Origin of the sequence: Pseudomonas hormoni, from assembly GCF_018502625.1 — a bacterium.
Classification (GTDB): Bacteria; Pseudomonadota; Gammaproteobacteria; order Pseudomonadales; family Pseudomonadaceae; genus Aquipseudomonas; species Aquipseudomonas hormoni.
The window spans coordinates 5,790,102-5,805,903 of the sequence record NZ_CP075566.1; the positions used below are offsets into that span (position 1 = coordinate 5,790,102).

A 15,802-nucleotide genomic window follows, 5' to 3' on the forward strand; every position below is an offset into this window, starting at 1 on the left:
TCGTATGCAAGCTAAGTTATGTCTTCCCTATTTCATTGCCTTTGTTTCCTGGAGTTTTCATGAACACCGCCGCATTGCGCGAGCAGATCCAAAAAGCCCAACAACACGAGGCCGAGACCGGCCTGTTGACGCGTCAGCTGGAAAGCAAACTGCCTCATCTACACCCGTCGATCCAATTGCCGGAGGCGGATGCCAACGGCGTGCTGACGCGTTTTGTCGCCGCCTACATTGATGAAGTTCCTGATCTGCTGGATGCAGCCAATGAAGTCGCCAGGGAAGCGGGTATCGAGTCACAGATCAAACCGGTGCTGAAAATTGCCGAGCAGTACTTCCTTCAGCCGCCGGCGCTTATGGCGGGTCACATCGGGCTCGACAGCCTGCTGGACGAAGCCTATCTGGCACACCGGTTTGTCGAAGAGGTCAACGACCTGTACATCAAGCACTTTGGCCAGCCACTGATCCCCTTGGACATGACTGTCGCCAACCTGATTGCTCACCAACTGATCGGTGAGGAGTTTGCCAACCAACTGGATGAGGCGGTGCATCACGCCGTGGACGAGATGCTCGACGACGAAAGCTTTGCGCTGGAGTCGGTGGAAGCCTACCGAGAGAAGCTCAGCAGCCCGGATACCGGCGCTGCGTGGAAGCGCTGGCCGTGCATGTCACGCCGGTTGGGTGTAGGGCTGGAACTGGATCAGCCCGCCGCCTGATTCTTTGGAATCGACACCATCCCCTGTGGCAGCGAGCCTGCTCGCGATAGCGTTGTATCAGTCGACATTAATGTTGAATGACACACCGCAATCGCGAGCAGGCTCGCTCCCACATTGTTGGTGTTTTATGCCGTGGAACCTACACCGGTGTTGGTCCGCAACCGCCCCTCCAGCCTGCGCTTCAACCCCCGCGCTTCAATCAACAGCGTCGAACCCTTGGCCGCATTGGCCCGACCCCATTCCTCAAGCAACTCCAGGCACGAGTGATCGATGTAGCTCAGGTTATTGAGCGGCACATGCACTGTCGCACCGGCGGGAATGGTCCCCAACACCTGAGTCAACGCCGGCACTTTGAGAAAGGTCGCAGCCCCAATCAACCGCAACTCCATTTCGCCGTCCTTGGGCAGATCGATCAGGCTGATCTTCAACCGCGAGGCTTTCCATGCAAGCTTGGCCAGGGTCAGGCCGAAACCGATCAGCACGCCGGTCAACAAGTCGGTGAAGACAATCGCCAGCGCCGTCGCGGCGTAGGTGAACATCGGCATCCGGCCATAACGGCCCAGACCGCGGAAGGCCTTGAGGTCGACCAGCTTGAAACCGGTGTAAACCAGCACCCCCGCCAAACTCGCCACCGGAATGCTTTGCAGCACGCTCGACAACAGCAACACGAACGCCAGCAGCCACAGGCCATGGAATATCGCCGACAGTCGCGTGGTAGCGCCAGCCTGCACGTTGGCCGAGCTGCGCACGATCACGCCGGTCATGGGCAACGCACCGAGCAGGCCGCAGAGCATGTTGCCGACACCTTGAGCCGACAATTCCCGGTCGAAGTCCGAACGTTGACCGCTGTGCATGCGGTCCACCGCAGCGGCAGACAGCAAGGTTTCGGCACTGGCGATGAAGGCGACAGCGAAGGCAGCGATCAGCAAGGTCGGGTCGGCGAGATTGAGCAAGTCCCCCGGTTTCAGCCAGTCGATGGCTTCCGCCAGATTGGCCGGTACTTCCACGCGTTTGACCTGCAAGGCGAGCATCAGGCTGGCGACGGTCGCCAGGCCTACGCCGAGTAGCGCTCCCGGAATGAAGCGCAGGGAATGTGGGCGGAGTTTTTCCCACAGGTACATCACCGCTATGGTTGCGAGCCCGAGCAGACCGGCCTGCCAACCAAAAGAAGGCAAGGCTTGCGCCACGGCAGCCGGAAAGGCCGCCAGGTTATCCAGCCCCGACGGTTTGGGCACGGCGTCGAGCATCACATGCACCTGTGACAACACGATCAGCACGCCAATCCCGGCGAGCATGCCGTAAACCACCGCCGGCGCTGTTACCCGAAACCAGCAGCCCAGCTTCAAACGTCCGGCGACCAATTGCAGAAAACCCGCCAGCAGCAGTATCGGCCCGAGCATGGCGATGCCGTGCTGGCGCACCAGTTCGAACACCAGAACGGCCAGACCCGCCGCCGGACCGCTGACTTGCAGTGGCGAACCCGCGAGCCAACCCACGACCAGACCACCGATGATCCCGGTGATCAGGCCTTTGGCCGGTGGTAATCCAGAAGCAATGGCGATGCCCATACACAAGGGCAGGGCGACCAGAAACACAACCACTGAAGCCAGCAGCTCCCGTGGCAGAACAGCTTTAAGTTGAGCAGCACGCATGGTGACTCTCCCGAAGTTTTCTTCAGGCATGGCAAAGCCGGGCTGCTGATCAGCAGCCTCGGTAAAACCACACAGGGATTTTTAGAAGCGCGCTTTGGGCGTCGCCACCGGAATCGGATGGCTGCCATCGAGGGGCAGGAAACAACCCTGATCCGCGTCGTAAGCTCTGATTTCGCTGGTTTCGATGTTGTAGATCCAACCATGGATAAACAGCTGACCATTGGCCATGCGCGAGGCTACCGACGGGTGCGTGCGCAAATGTTGCAGCTGAGCAATCACATTCTCCTCGGTGAGGACGTGCATGCTTTCGTTTTCGTCAGCGCAATGGCAGTTTTCCTGGACCATGGTTTTCGCTACCTCGGCATGACGCAACCAGGCTTTGACCGTTGGCATTTTCTCCAGGCTCTGCGGGTTGAGCACCGCGCGCATGGCGCCGCAGTCGGAGTGTCCGCAGATGATGATGTGCTGCACGCCGAGCGCGAGCACGGCGTATTCGATGGCGGTGGAAACGCCGCCGTTCATTTGCCCATAAGGCGGCACAACGTTACCGACGTTGCGGGTTACGAACAGGTCGCCGGGGGCGCTTTGAGTGATCAGTTCAGGAACGATGCGCGAATCGGCGCATGCAATGAACATCGCTCTGGGGCTCTGGGCCGTGGCGAGTTTTTTGAACAGTTCTTCCTGCTGTGGAAAAACTTCGTGATGAAAATGCAAAAAGCCGTCAACGATATGCTGCAGTGCTGCATCGGCGGTTTCTGCCTCCGGTTGGGCTGAAGCCGACGCAGCCAACGGCTGTTTATCCTTGTCACTCATGAATTCATCCTCATTGGCGGAGTCAGGGAATTTTCCCGTTTTGTCCGGTGTGAAGCCAGTGGCTGTTTAAAAAACATCCAGGTTATGAATCTCGACCCATCAGTCACTCGATGAACAAGGTAGCTGCCGAAACTTAACTCAAACTGAATCAACCGCTCTAAAACGTGTGTTACAGGTCACAAGAAACGTGACCAGCCTAAATATGTCACACATTTACGACTACTCAACCATAGGCCAATTGTCCTCAAATCAACGACATCTGGCGACCCGGCGGACAAAAGGCGTCGCAATCCAGATTGAAACCTTCCCGGCGATTGAGTCCCAGGCGTTTGATTGTTTTGGCAAAGCGTTGCGCCAGTAGATCGGCAAACGGGCCTTCGCCACGCATTCGGGCGCCGAACCGACTGTCGTAAAGCTCGCCGCCGCGGCTCTGTCGGATCAGGCTCAACACGTGAGCAGCACGTTGAGGATAGTGGGCCGCCAGCCATTCCTCGAACAACGGCGCCACTTCCAGTGGCAGGCGCAGCATCATATAAGCCGCACTCTGTGCACCAGCAGCCTGCGCCTCGGTCAGCAGGCTTTCGAGCTCGCTGTCGTTGATCATCGGAATCATCGGCGAACACAGCACACCCACCGGAATCCCGGCTTCACGCATCACACGGATCGCCCTCAGGCGGGCCTTGGGCGCAGCGGCTCGCGGTTCGAGGATGCGCTTAAGTTCATCGTCCAGGGTGGTGAGGCTGATCATCACCGCTACCAGCCGTTGTTCGGCGAGTTCAGCCAGCAGGTCCAGGTCGCGCAGAATCAGTGAGCCTTTGGTGATGATCGTCACCGGGTGACGGTAGCGCAGCAGCACTTCCAGGGTTTTGCGGGTGATCTTGTGTTCCCGTTCGATGGGCTGGTACGGATCGGTGTTGGAACCCAGGTTGATCGGTGCGCATTGATAGCCGCGTTTGGACAGTTGCTCCTCCAGCACATCGGCGGCGTTGGTCTTGGCAATCAGTTTTGTTTCGAAATCCAGCCCTGGTGACATGTCCCAATAAGCGTGGCTGGGTCGCGCGTAGCAATAAATGCAACCGTGCTCACAGCCGCGATAGGGATTGATCGAACGATCGAAGGGCAGGTCTGGCGAGTTGTTGCGGGTAATGATGGTTTTCGCGGTCTCGATGCGCACCTCGGTGCCCTGGGTTATCGGCGCTTCCTGATACCAGCCATCGTCCTCCGCCACTGAGCGGTTCGGCGCGAAGCGGTTGTGCGGGTTGGTGGCGGTGCCGCGACCTCGCGGCGGCAAGGGAGTGCTCATCGATCAATACTCATCGCTGTATGTGCATACAGTATCGGAGGTTGAGCGAGCCGGCCAGTGCCGTTCGGCGTTCTGGTGGAGCTGTCTATTTTTTTGACGACGGATTTTTAATCGGGAAGTACAACTTTGCGCAATGCCGGGAAACATATAACGGTTAGCCTGGAAGTAAGCCTTGTAAGTACTATTCGCGGCACACGAAGTCTTCGTGAATTACTCATTAAAAGGAATTAATAATGTCGATATTAAATCAGCGCGGTATCTTTTTACAATTGTTGGCTCCCAGTGTTGTCAATCCACGGGAAGCACAAGTGTCCATGCAACTTGCTCGCAAAGAGTCGGGTTGGGATCCCGTAAATCAAAAGCCGACAGAGGCACTTGTGGACTCTGTCTACGTGACGGCGATCTCGAGTGATGGTGGTCGGTCCTTCAACATCAAAGCAGTAAAGAGCGATGTGGACGGTGACGGCGATATCGACAGCGATGACAAGGAAAAATTGCTGACTCTGGCAAAAGCTTATTCCGGTATCGTCAATCCGTAAGTGTGTTTTTGAACTAAACCTGTGTGGATATACATGCAGGTTTAGTTGTGAGCGGGCGTCAAATCAGTAGTCGTAGTGTTGTTGAAGAGCCAGGGAGCTGATTCACGATTCTTTGACAGATGGCTCACGGGTCTTTGACCGTTCAAGGCTCATTGTGGCGTCGTCACCCCCGCCTCTCAATACGGTCGCCAAGCATGTCCCCACGTCTTATCCCTGCGATGTGTTTGTCGCTGGTTGCACTGTTCAACCTGACGTTCGCCCACGCTGACGAGACAATCGTGCCCCGTCCTGCGGAGTGGGCTCAACCGGTCGAGGTTCAGTACAACCTCTTTCAGATGTCCCCGACCCTCTACCGCAGCGCATTACCCGACCGCGGAGTGGTCCCTTTGCTGGAAAAACTCAAGGTCGCCACTGTGATCAACTTCCTGCCCGAGTCCGATTCAAGCTGGCTGGCCACGCCCGGTATTGAGCAGGTTCAGTTGCCCTACCGCACCAATCATGTGGATGATGCGCAAGTCCTCACTGCCCTTCGTGCCATTCAGAGTGCCGAAGCCAAAGGCCCGGTGCTGATGCACTGCAAACATGGCTCGGACCGGACTGGCCTGATGGCCGCCATGTACCGGGTGGTCGTGCAGGGGTGGAGCAAGGAGGACGCCTTGAACGAGATGACTCAGGGCGGCTTTGGTGACAGCACGCACTTCAGGGACGGTGTTCGTTACATGATGCAGGCCGATGCCGAGAAGCTGCGCACTGCACTGGCCAACGGGGAGTGCAGCACGAGCCCGTTCGCCGCGTGCTCGATGAAAAGCTGGTTCAAGTCCGCCCACGTCGAATAAACAGCACCTCCCACGGCATTGCGCCCTGGGAGGTGATCACTGAACTCAGTGCTGTTCGTCAGGCTTTTTCTTCAGCTTCGGGTTCGGGAAAAACTGTACGGCCTGAACCTTGGCGTCCGGCACCTTCAGCGCCGAAACATTGACCCGCGTCCCCAATTCCTTGGGCACGGACAGGCCTTGTTCATTGAGCGTATCGGAATAGCCGCAGCCCACGCATTCGCGATGCGGGACATCGTCTTCGCTCCACATCATCAACTTGTCCGGCTCACTACAGGCCGGGCAGACCGCCCCGGCGATGAAGCGTTTTTTCGTCTTCACAGGCCCCTCGCTCATGCTGCCGCGACCTCACTCAGGCCGCTGTGGCGCAAGAGTGCGTCAATCGACGGCGGACGTCCCCGGAAATCGACGAACAGCACCATCGGCTCCTGAGAACCGCCGCGTGCCAGGATCGCTTCGCGGAATGCGCGACCGGTTTCGGCATTGAGCACGCCGTCCTCTTCGAACTTCGAGAATGCGTCGGCGGACAGCACTTCTGCCCATTTGTAGCTGTAGTAACCCGCCGCGTAACCGCCAGCGAAGATGTGGGCGAAGCTGTTCGGGAAGCGGTTGTAGGCCGGCGGGCGCATGACGGAGACCTCGTCGCGCACGCCTTCGAGCACTTGCAGCACGCTGCGGCCATCGCCGTGGGTGGCATGCAGTTCGAAGTCGAACAACGAGAATTCCAGTTGGCGCACCATCATCAGGCCGGACTGGAAGTTCTTCGCCGCGAGCATTTTTTCCAGCAGATCCTGAGGCAGTGGCTCGCCGGTTTCGTAATGACCGGAGATCAGCGCCAGGCCTTCCGGCTCCCAGCACCAGTTTTCCATGAACTGACTTGGCAGCTCGACCGCATCCCACGCCACGCCGTTGATGCCGGACACGCCCGCGTGTTCGACGCGGGTCAGCAGGTGATGCAGGCCGTGACCGAATTCGTGGAACAGGGTGGTCACTTCGTCGTGGGTCAGCAGCGCAGGCTTGCCGCTGTCGGCCGGGGTGAAGTTGCACACCAGATTGGCCACCGGATTTTGCAGTGACCCTTCAGCGGTGCGGCGACGGTCGCGGGCGCCGTCCATCCAGGCGCCGCCGCGCTTGTTGGCGCGGGCATAGAGGTCGAAGAAGAAGCGGCCGACATGCTCGCCGTTTTCCTTGATCTCAAACAGGCGAACGTCCGGGTGCCAGGTGTCGAAGCCTTTCTGCTCGGCGATTTCGATGCCGTACAGACGTTGAACGATGGCGAACAGACCGCTCAACACTTTATCAATGGGGAAGTAGGCGCGCAGGGCTTCCTGGGCAACGCTGTAACGTTGTTCTCGGAGTTTTTCACCGTAGAAACCGCTGTCCCAGCTTTGCAGGTCCGGGCAGCCTTGTTCGGCGGCGTAGGCCTTGAGCTGTTCCAGATCCTGGGCGGCAAACGGCTTGCTGCGCTTGGCCAGGTCGCGCAGGAAACTCAGTACCTGATCGCTGGATTCGGCCATTTTGGTGGCCAGGCTCAACTCCGAGAAGCTGGCGAAGCCGAGCAACTTTGCCAGCTCCTGACGCAGGTCGAGGATTTCTTCCATCACCGTGCCGTTATCGTTCTGACCGGCATTCGGGCCCTGGTCCGACGCACGGGTGCAGTAGGCGGCGTAGACTTCTTCGCGCAGGGCGCGGTCGTGGGCGTAGGTCATCACCGCGTAGTAGCTCGGGAATTCCAGGGTGATCAGGAAGCCTTCCAGCCCCTTGGACTGGGCAGCGGCGGCCATTTGCGCCTTGGCCGAATCGGTCAGGCCGGCGAGGACGGCTTCGTCGGTAACGTGCTTGGTCCAGGCTTGGGTCGCGTCGAGCAACTGGTTGGAGAAGCGGCTGCCCAGCTCCGACAATTTGCTTTGCACTTCGGCGTAACGTTTTTGCTCGGCTTCAGGCAGGTCGATACCCGACAGACGGAAGTCACGCAGGGAGTGTTCCAGGATAGTTTTCTGCGCCACGTCGTAACCGGCGGCTTCCGGACTGCTGGCCAGGGCTTCGAAGGCCTCGAACAATTCGCGGTTCTGGCCCAGCTCGGTAGAGTAGGCACTCAGGGCGGGCAGGCAGGATTCGTAGGCTTCGCGCAATTCGGCGCTGTTGCACACGGCATTCAGGTGGCTGACCGGGCTCCAGGCAGCGCCCAGACGATCGTTGAGTTCGTCCATCGCCAGCACCAGGCCGGCCCAGGTCGGTTGTTTGCCCTGGGTTTTGAGGATCTCGATAATCGCGGCGCGGTTGTCAGCCAGGATCTGTTCAATGGCCGGTTGCACGTGTTCGGCACGGATCGCCGAGAACGGCGGCAGGTCGTAGGACTGCAGAAGAGGGTTGTTCACGCTCACGGTTGGCACCTTGGCTGGAAGAAACATTGCCCCATCTTAATTACAATCGACGCTCACCGCAGCTATCGGCAACAGAGAGAAACCCTATCGTGACCCTTCGCAAGTATCAGAACCACACGCCTCTGCTGGGCAAAGGCGCTTTTGTCGACAGCTCGGCGGTGGTGATCGGCGACGTCGAAATCGGCGATGACAGCTCCGTTTGGCCGCTGACGGTGATCCGCGGCGACATGCACCGCATCCGTATTGGCGTGCGCACCAGCGTTCAGGATGGCTGTGTGTTGCACATCACCCACGCCGGGCCGTTCAACCCTGATGGCTTTGCGTGTTTGATCGGCGACGATGTGACCATCGCGCATAAAGTCATGCTTCACGGGTGCAGCGTGGGCAGCCGGGTGCTGATCGGCATGGGCAGCATCGTCATGGACGGCGCTGTGGTGGAGGACGATGTGATCATCGGCGCCGGCAGCCTGGTGCCGCCGGGCAAACGCCTGACAAGCGGCTTTCTGTATGTCGGCAGCCCGGTGAAACAGATCCGTCCACTGACTGACAAGGAGAAAGCCTTTTTCACCTACAGCGCGGCGAATTACGTGAAGCTCAAGGATCTGCATCTGGCTGAAGGCTACGACCAGCTCTAAGACTTTAGTAACGGAAAGCGTCTTACTTGCTCAGGAATTTTCATGCATTACCAAACTGTTTTGTTCGACCTCGACGGCACCCTGACAGACCCGCGCGAGGGCATCACCCGCTCGATCCAGTTCGCCCTGAGCAAACTGGGGATCGATGAACCTGACCTGACCAAACTGGAACACTTCATCGGCCCGCCGTTGTTACAGGCGTTCATGCAGTTCTACGACTTCGACGAACCCAAGGCCTGGGAGGCGGTGAATTTTTATCGCGAGCGCTTCAAGGTCACCGGCCTGTATGAAAACCGCGTGTTCGATGGCGTTACGCCGCTGCTGGAAACCCTCGGCGGGCAAGGGCGCCAGCTGTACATCGCGACTTCCAAGCCGTGGATCTTCGCCCGGGAAATCGCCCGGCACTTCGACTTTGCCAAACACTTCAAAGTCATTTACGGCAGCGAACTGGATGGCACGCGGACCAACAAGGTCGAGCTGATTGCCCACTTGATGGCCGAAGAAGGCCTGGACCCGGCCAACACCCTGATGATTGGCGACCGCAAACACGACCTCATCGGCGCGCGCAGCAACGGACTTGATGCCGCGGCGGTGGGTTATGGTTTTGGCAGCCAGGAAGAGCTGAGCGCAGAAGCGCCGACGTATCACTTTGAAACGCTGGATGAGATGCATCAGGCGTTTTTGCGGCGCTGATGAATATGCCTTCGCGGGCAAGCCTTGCTCCTACAGGGAAATACCGAACCTGTAGGAGCGAGGCTTGCCCGCGAAGAGGCCCGTTCAATCGCCGGAAGTCTTCGATTCCGCTAATGCTTTCAATGCCGCTTTCCGATCACCTACGGGCAATGCGCCAAGCGTTTCCACCGCCGCATAAAACTTCAACCAATCACCACCCACTTGCCGGAACAACGCCGCAAACGCCGGCACCCATTGGTCGTACAAACCAAACGGCAACAGCCGTGCATTGTTCATCGGAGCGTTGATCCAGGCGTCATAACGTTTGTCCCCAGACCATTGGCTGTCGCGTAACTGCCGGTATTCGGCGCGCAACCGGTCGAACTCAGCGGCTTTGCGTTGCTTCATCTGCTCGGTTGGCAGTGGCAGGGCGTAAAGTTTTTCAAGCCGCGAGCGGGTGTCCAGCACCAACTGAATAAACTGATCCCGCCGCTGCGCCAGGGCGCCATTGTCCGGCGCCAACCCGCGATGGGCACGCCATTGCCGAGTGCCTTCCTGCTCCACAAAAGTGGCGAAAGACTCGTTGAATTCAGTGTCGTCCTTCACATAAAAGCGCTGGTGCGCCAACTCATGGAAAATCAACGTCGCCAACCGTTCATCCCCCCAACCCATCATCGAACTGATGATCGGATCGTTGAACCAGCCAAGCGTCGAATAAGCCTCGACACCGCCGATCGACACGTCCATACCTTGCAGTCGCAGCACTGCTGCCTCGCCACGGGCCGCGCTCTGGCTGTAATAGCCGCGATAGGCCACGCAACCGGCGACGGGGAAACAATGGTTTTGCGGTATGAGGGAAAATTCCGGCGTGGCAAACACGTTCCAGACTACGAACGGTCGGCCAATGTCAGCGTACAAACGGTAGCTCTGGTTATCCGGCAGGTGCAGCTGCTGGCTGGCGAACGTTCGTGCCTTCTGCGACTGGGCCAGATGCGCACGCAGCTTCTGATCCCGAGCAGGATCGGCAATCACGTCGGAAACCGGTTCCCGAGCCCGCAGCAGTTTCAACTGACCACTGGCCAATTGGCCGTAGTAGCTGACGCTGGCGCAACCATTGAGCAACAAAAACAACACACCCGGAAACAAAACGCGCAAAACGCGATCAAGTAACCCAAGGCTTGGAAGCGGCCTGATCAAAATAAAATCATCCCTGGAGAGTCTGCCCGCAAGACTATCCCGCCTGACTGGAGCTCCGCTATGCGCAAGATGATGCTGACGGGAGGCCTGTTGATGCTGACAGGCTGTGCAGGATTCGGATTACCTCACCATGATCCCGCTCAAGCGTGGATCGATCTCGACTCACAGCATGAAGACACTACGCTGCAGGCGCTGGAAGTCGATAACAAGGCCTCCACCGACAAGCGCTATTTCGAGGTTCAGCCCGGCAGCCATGAGTTGACCGTGCGTTATCAATTCCCGGTCGAGCCGAGCAACATCGGGCCTGACGCCGAGCCGCTGTGGCGCGATTGCCAACTGAATGTGAAATTCAACAGCTTCAACGCCGGTGAGAAATATCAGCTGCAAGCAGGGAATATCGGTTTTCGGCCGTGGGCCAAGCTCTATGATCGACAGCGAAAAGTGATAGGCCAGGGCACACCGGCGGGCTGCCAACGCACTTGATCGGCGTTATGCTGAATGACCAATCCACGGGACATTCATCATGCGCAGGTTGTTGCTATTGCTCGCGGCAGTCGCCATCGCCATCGCCGGTTGCCAGAGCCCGCTGCCGGCGGTCAATCCACAGATGGCGTGGGTCGAATTTTCTACGCCATTCCCCAACGATAAGTTGCTGATGGCGGAACGACTGGACAAGCAGCGATTACGCGATGGGCGTTTCTTCCAGGTGACGCCCGGCAGCCATGAGCTGATCGTTCGTTTCGACTTTGAAGTGCCCGGTGGCGGGGGCTTGGGTGTGATGAGCGGTCCCTCGGAACGGTTGTGCTACCTGACCATCAACTACGATCATTTCGAAGCAGGCCAGCGTTATGTCCTGGAAGGCCGTTCGATAGCGTTCACTCCCGGCGCTCGGTTGTACAACGCCAAGCGGGAAATCGTCGCTGAAGACCGAGAGTCCTATTGCCTCATGTGAGGCGTATCAGCGGTCGTTCTTCTGGTAAATGATGGCTTTGGTGCCGTTGTCGCAGGTGCCGACCACCATGGCGGCATCATGCTTGTCGGCCTCTTCCTTCGACACGATTTCCAGTGTGTAGGAGGGCACGGCATTCGCCTGAATCTTCACTTCGATCTCATTCTTGAGTTCTTCACAGGATTTCGGTGCCGCGAGGGCTGATGTGGCCAGCGCGCAACAGATAACCATCAAGGCAAAACGTTTCATGGTTGAAACTCCACTGAGGCAGCACGCAGGTTGATGCGTTTTCGCTGCTGTCATTTATTCGACCACAGTCACGCCAGCCGGGTTTTGTTTCAGCGCAAAAAAATCGCAGCCTGCGCAAGGCTGCGATCATTTATCGCGACAACGCGGATCTAGCTGACCAGTGTGGCATCCAGACTGATCTTCGCATTCAACACTTTGGACACTGGGCAGCCTTCTTTGGCTTTATTGCTCAGCTCCTCGAATTGCGCCTGAGTCGCACCAGGGATTTTTGCCTTGAGGATCAATTTCACCGCCGTGATCGCGAATCCGCCGTCCACCTGGTCCAGTGTGACCTCGGCATTGGTATCGATGCTGTCAGCCTTGAGACCGGCATCGCCGAGAATCATCGAAAATGCCATGGAGAAACAACCGGCGTGGGCCGCGCCGATCAGTTCTTCCGGATTAGTGCCTTTACCGCCCTCGAAACGGGCTTTGAAGCCGTAGGGCGCTTCTCTGAGAACACCGGTTTCCGTGGAAATCGAGCCGATGCCGGTTTTCAGATCACCTTCCCAATGCGCCGATGCTTTCTTGGTAATAGCCATGTCTGCCTCCTCAGGATCCGGCGCGAAGCGTCGCGCCTTCGTGGTTTTCGGTTGCTAGGGTTCTGAGGATAGACGGTGGTGCAAAGTTCACCTGATCTCATTAATCCTACCGTTTTCGTAGGATTTTTTGCCTTGGCTATTGAAACTCGGGTATATGCCCTCATTGCATGAAACACGCTTATGGATTCGGCAGGTTTTCGTTTTCAAGAAAAAACCTGCGTCCTCAATTTGGAGAAGCAGGTTTATGAAACGACTGTCCGATATCAAATTCTCGACCCTTGATCTGGTGCCTGTGCGCGAGAATGGCAGCGCAGCCCAGTCCCTGCGTAACTCTCTGGACCTGGCGCAGCACGTCGAAAAATTCGGCTACAACCGTTTCTGGGTGGCCGAGCACCACAACATGGACGGCATCGCCAGTTCGGCGACTTCGGTGTTGCTTGGCTATCTGGCCGGCGGCACGTCCACCATTCGGGTCGGCTCGGGTGGCGTAATGTTGCCCAACCACGCACCGCTGGTGATCGCCGAGCAGTTCGGCACCCTTGAAAGCCTTTATCCGGGTCGGATCGACCTCGGTCTGGGCCGCGCCCCCGGTTCCGATCAGATGACCGCCCGCGCCCTGCGCCGTGAGCGCTCCGGCAGCGCCGACGATTTCCCTGAAGATGTGGCGGAGCTGATGCGCTACCTCGGCCCACGCACGCCGGACCAACGAATCATCGCGATGCCGGGCACCGGCACCAATGTCCCTGTCTGGTTGCTGGGTTCGAGCCTGTTCAGTGCACAACTGGCGGGTGAGCGCGGTTTGCCCTATGCCTTCGCTTCCCATTTCGCACCGCGTTTCATGCATGAGGCGATTCGCGTCTATCGCAATCACTTCAAGCCTTCAGCGGTATTGGATAAGCCCTACGTGATGCTGGGCGTTCCGCTGGTAGCGGCTGACACCGACGAGCAGGCCGAGTATCTGGCAACATCGGTCTATCAGCGCATTCTCGCGTTGATGCGTGGCCAAAGCCTGGTGCAACGTCCGCCGGTGAAAACCATGGATGGCCTGTGGCTGCCTCATGAGAAAGACGCGGTCCATGATTTCCTCGGGCTGGCGATGGTCGGCAGCCCGCAAAAAATCCGCGCCAAGCTGGACGTGTTGATTGAGCAGACCCAGGCAGACGAGCTGATTTTTACCTGCGACCTGTACGAACATGCCGATCGCGTGCACTCCTACGAGCTGCTGGCGCAGGTCATGAAAGGCTGACGCTGAAACAGCGCGCACAAAAAAGCCGACGCCATTGCGTCGGCTTTTTCATTAACGATGGAATCAGCCTACCGCTTGTAGACGATTTCCTTGGTGCCTTTTTCACAGGTGCCGACGATTTTTCCGTCAGTAGGAGTGCCTTTATCGACGATCTCCAGCGAATAACCTGATACGCCCTTGGCATCAAGTCCCGCAGCAATCTCGGCTTTGAGCTCTTCGCACGACTTGCCTTCAGCAAAGGCTGTCCCCGCAAGGCTCAACAAACCTACCGCCAACATAAACTTCTTCATCGGTCGCACTCCCTGGTCGGATCAAAGGGAGCATCCAGCCATCAGCCGGATGCACTCACGTAGCGCTTTGCCATTCCTTATGGCACTCGGCCAGCGCGCAAGTTCAGGAGAGTAGCTCAAACTCAGCTGCTGGCAATCCGGAACCCGACTTTGAGCGTTACCTGGAAATGTGCTGCCTTGCCGTCCTTGATGTGCCCGCGGGTTTCGGTCACTTCAAACCATTCCAGGTGCTTGATGCTCTTGTTGGCTTCGGCCAGCGCGTTGTTGATGGCGTCTTCAATGCTGGTGGTGGATGAGCCGACAAGCTCGACTTTCTTGTAAGTGTGATGGTCAGTCATGGGCGTTCTCCTTGGGGTGTGAAATACAGCCTAGCAGTGATTTTTCGTATTACTTCTGTCGGTCTATCCAACACAGAAGTTCAGATTTACTGCACTTTCTCGAACCCCCGAAGTCCCAACCAACACACGCCACTCATCATCAATGCAGGAGAGCCACCATGGCCAACACCTCTTTACGTAAAGCCTCATTGCAAAGCATGGAAGCCGAGATCGAGAGTTTGCTGAAGTCTTTGGAAAACCTGAAGGACGACGCCTCGGACGAGTCGCGTAAAACCCTCAAGGCCTTGAAAATCAACGCCGAGAGCGCCCTGAAACATTCGCGTCATCTGCTCAGTGATGCGTACGAAGAAGTCAAAGTCAAAACCCGTGAAACCGGGATTGCCACTCGGGACTACGCCCAGGAACACCCTTGGACCACAGCCGGTGTCGCTGTCGGTGCGCTCGGTCTGCTCGCGGCTTACCTGCTGTTTAAACGCGGCGACTAATCCGTCTGGCGCAGCTCATTTTTGAGCCACTGCGCCAGTTGCCGAGCGCGCCCGTCCGCGGCGCGCTTGGGCAGCCACAACGCCAGTTGCGCCGGGGTCTCACTGAAACCCCACGGCGCAACCAGGCGACCGGCCTTCAAGTCCTCGGCTACCAGCGGTTCAGGGGCGATCGCCACGCCCAGACCGGCGACCGCGGCCTCCAGCAAATAATACAAATGCTCAAAACCCTGCCCGTACTTCAACGCACTGGCGTCGAGGCCGCTTTGCTGTGCCCAGCTTGGCCAGGCCTGCGGACGTGAGGTGGTGTGCAACAACGGCTCGCTCAACAGCGCGCTTGCCGGTGCTTTTTCGAGTCGGTCGTAACCGGCGATGCGTGGGCTCATGACCGGGCCGATACGTTCGCTGGCCAATTCGTAGACCTGCATGTCCGCTGGCCAAGGCGGCTCGGCAAACACCAGCAACGCGTCCAGCCCCGGTCGACGAGGATCGAGATCGCCTTCTCCGGCCGACAGGTGCAGGCGCAGGTCCGGCAAGTCAGCATTCAATCGCCCCAGGCGTGGAATAAACCAGCGCGCCAGCAGACTCCCCGAGCAGCCGAGCACGAACGGTGCGTCGGCAGTGCTTTGTGTCAATTCGGCGCAAACGGTGCGCAACCGTTCGAACGCTTCACCGCTGGCGTCGCGCAATCGCACACCGGCATCTGTGAGTTTAAGGCCGCGCCCATCCTTGATGAACAGACTCACGCCGAGATGCTCTTCGAGCACTTTCAGTTGCCGGCTCACTGCTCCGTGGGTGACGTGCAGCTGTTCGGCGGCCTGACTGACGCTGTTCAGGCGGGCAGTGGCTTCGAAGGCGCGAAGGGCGTTCAGCGGGGGAAGGTCATGGCTCATGGTATCTGTGAGTTTTCCTGACAGGTTGCGGCGATC

20 protein-coding genes are annotated in these 15,802 nt (G+C 58.2%); 9 read left to right on the top strand and 11 right to left on the bottom strand.

The features are described from left to right. The first annotated feature begins 59 nt into the window (after positions 1-59). Positions 60-710, top strand: coding sequence for a hypothetical protein (locus KJF94_RS26950; protein WP_214380051.1), 651 nt, complete (start codon positions 60-62; stop codon positions 708-710). A 125-nt stretch (positions 711-835) separates the two neighbouring features. On the opposite strand, the gene KJF94_RS26955 is transcribed toward KJF94_RS26950, so the two are convergent. The 3 genes from KJF94_RS26955 to KJF94_RS26965 form a co-directional block, all read right to left on the bottom strand. Then, positions 836-2,362, bottom strand: coding sequence for a SulP family inorganic anion transporter (locus KJF94_RS26955; RefSeq protein ID WP_214380052.1), 1,527 nt, complete (start codon positions 2,360-2,362; stop codon positions 836-838). 81 nt (positions 2,363-2,443) lie between these two features. Continuing rightward, positions 2,444-3,175, bottom strand: coding sequence for a carbonic anhydrase (locus KJF94_RS26960; protein WP_214380053.1), 732 nt, complete (start codon positions 3,173-3,175; stop codon positions 2,444-2,446). Positions 3,176-3,419: 244 nt separating this feature from the next. Continuing rightward, complete coding sequence (locus KJF94_RS26965) at positions 3,420-4,478, bottom strand: PA0069 family radical SAM protein (RefSeq protein WP_214380054.1); 1,059 nt, start codon at positions 4,476-4,478, stop codon at positions 3,420-3,422. A gap of 233 nt (positions 4,479-4,711) precedes the next feature. Here KJF94_RS26965 and KJF94_RS26970 point away from each other — a divergent pair, with 233 nt between their 5' ends. Further along, a complete protein-coding gene (locus KJF94_RS26970; RefSeq protein ID WP_214380055.1) occupies positions 4,712-5,017 on the top strand; it encodes a hypothetical protein in 306 nt (101 codons plus the stop codon). Between the two features lie 194 nt (positions 5,018-5,211). After that, positions 5,212-5,853, top strand: a complete 642-nt coding sequence (locus KJF94_RS26975; RefSeq protein WP_214380056.1) for a phosphatase domain-containing protein — start codon at positions 5,212-5,214, stop codon at positions 5,851-5,853. A gap of 45 nt (positions 5,854-5,898) precedes the next feature. On the opposite strand, the gene KJF94_RS26980 is transcribed toward KJF94_RS26975, so the two are convergent. Both KJF94_RS26980 and prlC read right to left on the bottom strand, forming a co-directional pair. Further along, positions 5,899-6,186 (bottom strand): YheV family putative zinc ribbon protein, encoded by a 288-nt coding sequence (locus KJF94_RS26980; RefSeq protein WP_084317493.1) that lies wholly within the window; start codon positions 6,184-6,186, stop codon positions 5,899-5,901. Next, positions 6,183-8,234 (bottom strand): oligopeptidase A, encoded by a 2,052-nt coding sequence (gene prlC / locus KJF94_RS26985; protein WP_250548198.1) that lies wholly within the window; start codon positions 8,232-8,234, stop codon positions 6,183-6,185. The genes KJF94_RS26980 and prlC overlap by 4 nt, the downstream gene beginning before the upstream one ends. Positions 8,235-8,323: 89 nt before the next feature. Between prlC and KJF94_RS26990 the strand changes: the two genes are divergently transcribed. Continuing rightward, positions 8,324-8,869 carry a gamma carbonic anhydrase family protein gene (locus KJF94_RS26990; protein ID WP_214380058.1) on the top strand — a complete coding sequence of 182 codons (546 nt, stop codon included), beginning with the start codon at positions 8,324-8,326 and terminating at the stop codon, positions 8,867-8,869. A gap of 42 nt (positions 8,870-8,911) precedes the next feature. Then, positions 8,912-9,562 (top strand): HAD family hydrolase, encoded by a 651-nt coding sequence (locus KJF94_RS26995; RefSeq protein ID WP_214380059.1) that lies wholly within the window; start codon positions 8,912-8,914, stop codon positions 9,560-9,562. Between the two features lie 84 nt (positions 9,563-9,646). Here the strand turns inward: KJF94_RS26995 and KJF94_RS27000 are convergent, their stop codons facing one another. Further along, entirely contained in the window at positions 9,647-10,738 is a 1,092-nt protein-coding gene (locus KJF94_RS27000; protein ID WP_214380060.1) for an aminopeptidase, read from the bottom strand. A gap of 60 nt (positions 10,739-10,798) precedes the next feature. Here KJF94_RS27000 and KJF94_RS27005 point away from each other — a divergent pair, with 60 nt between their 5' ends. Continuing rightward, positions 10,799-11,221, top strand: coding sequence for a PA0061/PA0062 family lipoprotein (locus tag KJF94_RS27005; protein ID WP_214380061.1), 423 nt, complete (start codon positions 10,799-10,801; stop codon positions 11,219-11,221). A 40-nt stretch (positions 11,222-11,261) separates the two neighbouring features. Continuing rightward, on the top strand, positions 11,262-11,690 hold the full coding sequence (locus tag KJF94_RS27010) for a PA0061/PA0062 family lipoprotein (RefSeq protein ID WP_214380062.1): 429 nt from the start codon (positions 11,262-11,264) through the stop codon (positions 11,688-11,690). 6 nt (positions 11,691-11,696) lie between these two features. Here KJF94_RS27010 and KJF94_RS27015 read toward each other — a convergent pair whose 3' ends face one another. Further along, positions 11,697-11,936, bottom strand: a complete 240-nt coding sequence (locus KJF94_RS27015; RefSeq protein WP_214380063.1) for a DUF1161 domain-containing protein — start codon at positions 11,934-11,936, stop codon at positions 11,697-11,699. 149 nt (positions 11,937-12,085) lie between these two features. Then, complete coding sequence (locus KJF94_RS27020) at positions 12,086-12,517, bottom strand: OsmC family protein (RefSeq protein WP_008152515.1); 432 nt, start codon at positions 12,515-12,517, stop codon at positions 12,086-12,088. Between the two features lie 244 nt (positions 12,518-12,761). Between KJF94_RS27020 and KJF94_RS27025 the strand changes: the two genes are divergently transcribed. Next, entirely contained in the window at positions 12,762-13,763 is a 1,002-nt protein-coding gene (locus KJF94_RS27025) for an LLM class flavin-dependent oxidoreductase (RefSeq protein ID WP_084317486.1), read from the top strand. 68 nt (positions 13,764-13,831) lie between these two features. On the opposite strand, the gene KJF94_RS27030 is transcribed toward KJF94_RS27025, so the two are convergent. Both KJF94_RS27030 and KJF94_RS27035 read right to left on the bottom strand, forming a co-directional pair. Then, positions 13,832-14,053 (bottom strand): DUF1161 domain-containing protein, encoded by a 222-nt coding sequence (locus KJF94_RS27030; RefSeq protein ID WP_214380064.1) that lies wholly within the window; start codon positions 14,051-14,053, stop codon positions 13,832-13,834. Between the two features lie 122 nt (positions 14,054-14,175). Then, positions 14,176-14,391, bottom strand: coding sequence for a dodecin (locus KJF94_RS27035; RefSeq protein ID WP_057011580.1), 216 nt, complete (start codon positions 14,389-14,391; stop codon positions 14,176-14,178). Positions 14,392-14,549: 158 nt separating this feature from the next. Between KJF94_RS27035 and KJF94_RS27040 the strand changes: the two genes are divergently transcribed. After that, positions 14,550-14,876: an ElaB/YgaM/YqjD family protein gene (locus KJF94_RS27040; protein ID WP_214380065.1), complete on the top strand. Its 327-nt coding sequence runs from the start codon at positions 14,550-14,552 to the stop codon at positions 14,874-14,876. Here the strand turns inward: KJF94_RS27040 and KJF94_RS27045 are convergent. Beyond that, entirely contained in the window at positions 14,873-15,766 is an 894-nt protein-coding gene (locus KJF94_RS27045) for a LysR family transcriptional regulator (protein WP_214380066.1), read from the bottom strand. The two genes, KJF94_RS27040 and KJF94_RS27045, sit on opposite strands and share 4 nt — an antisense overlap. Positions 15,767-15,802 lie beyond the last annotated feature (36 nt).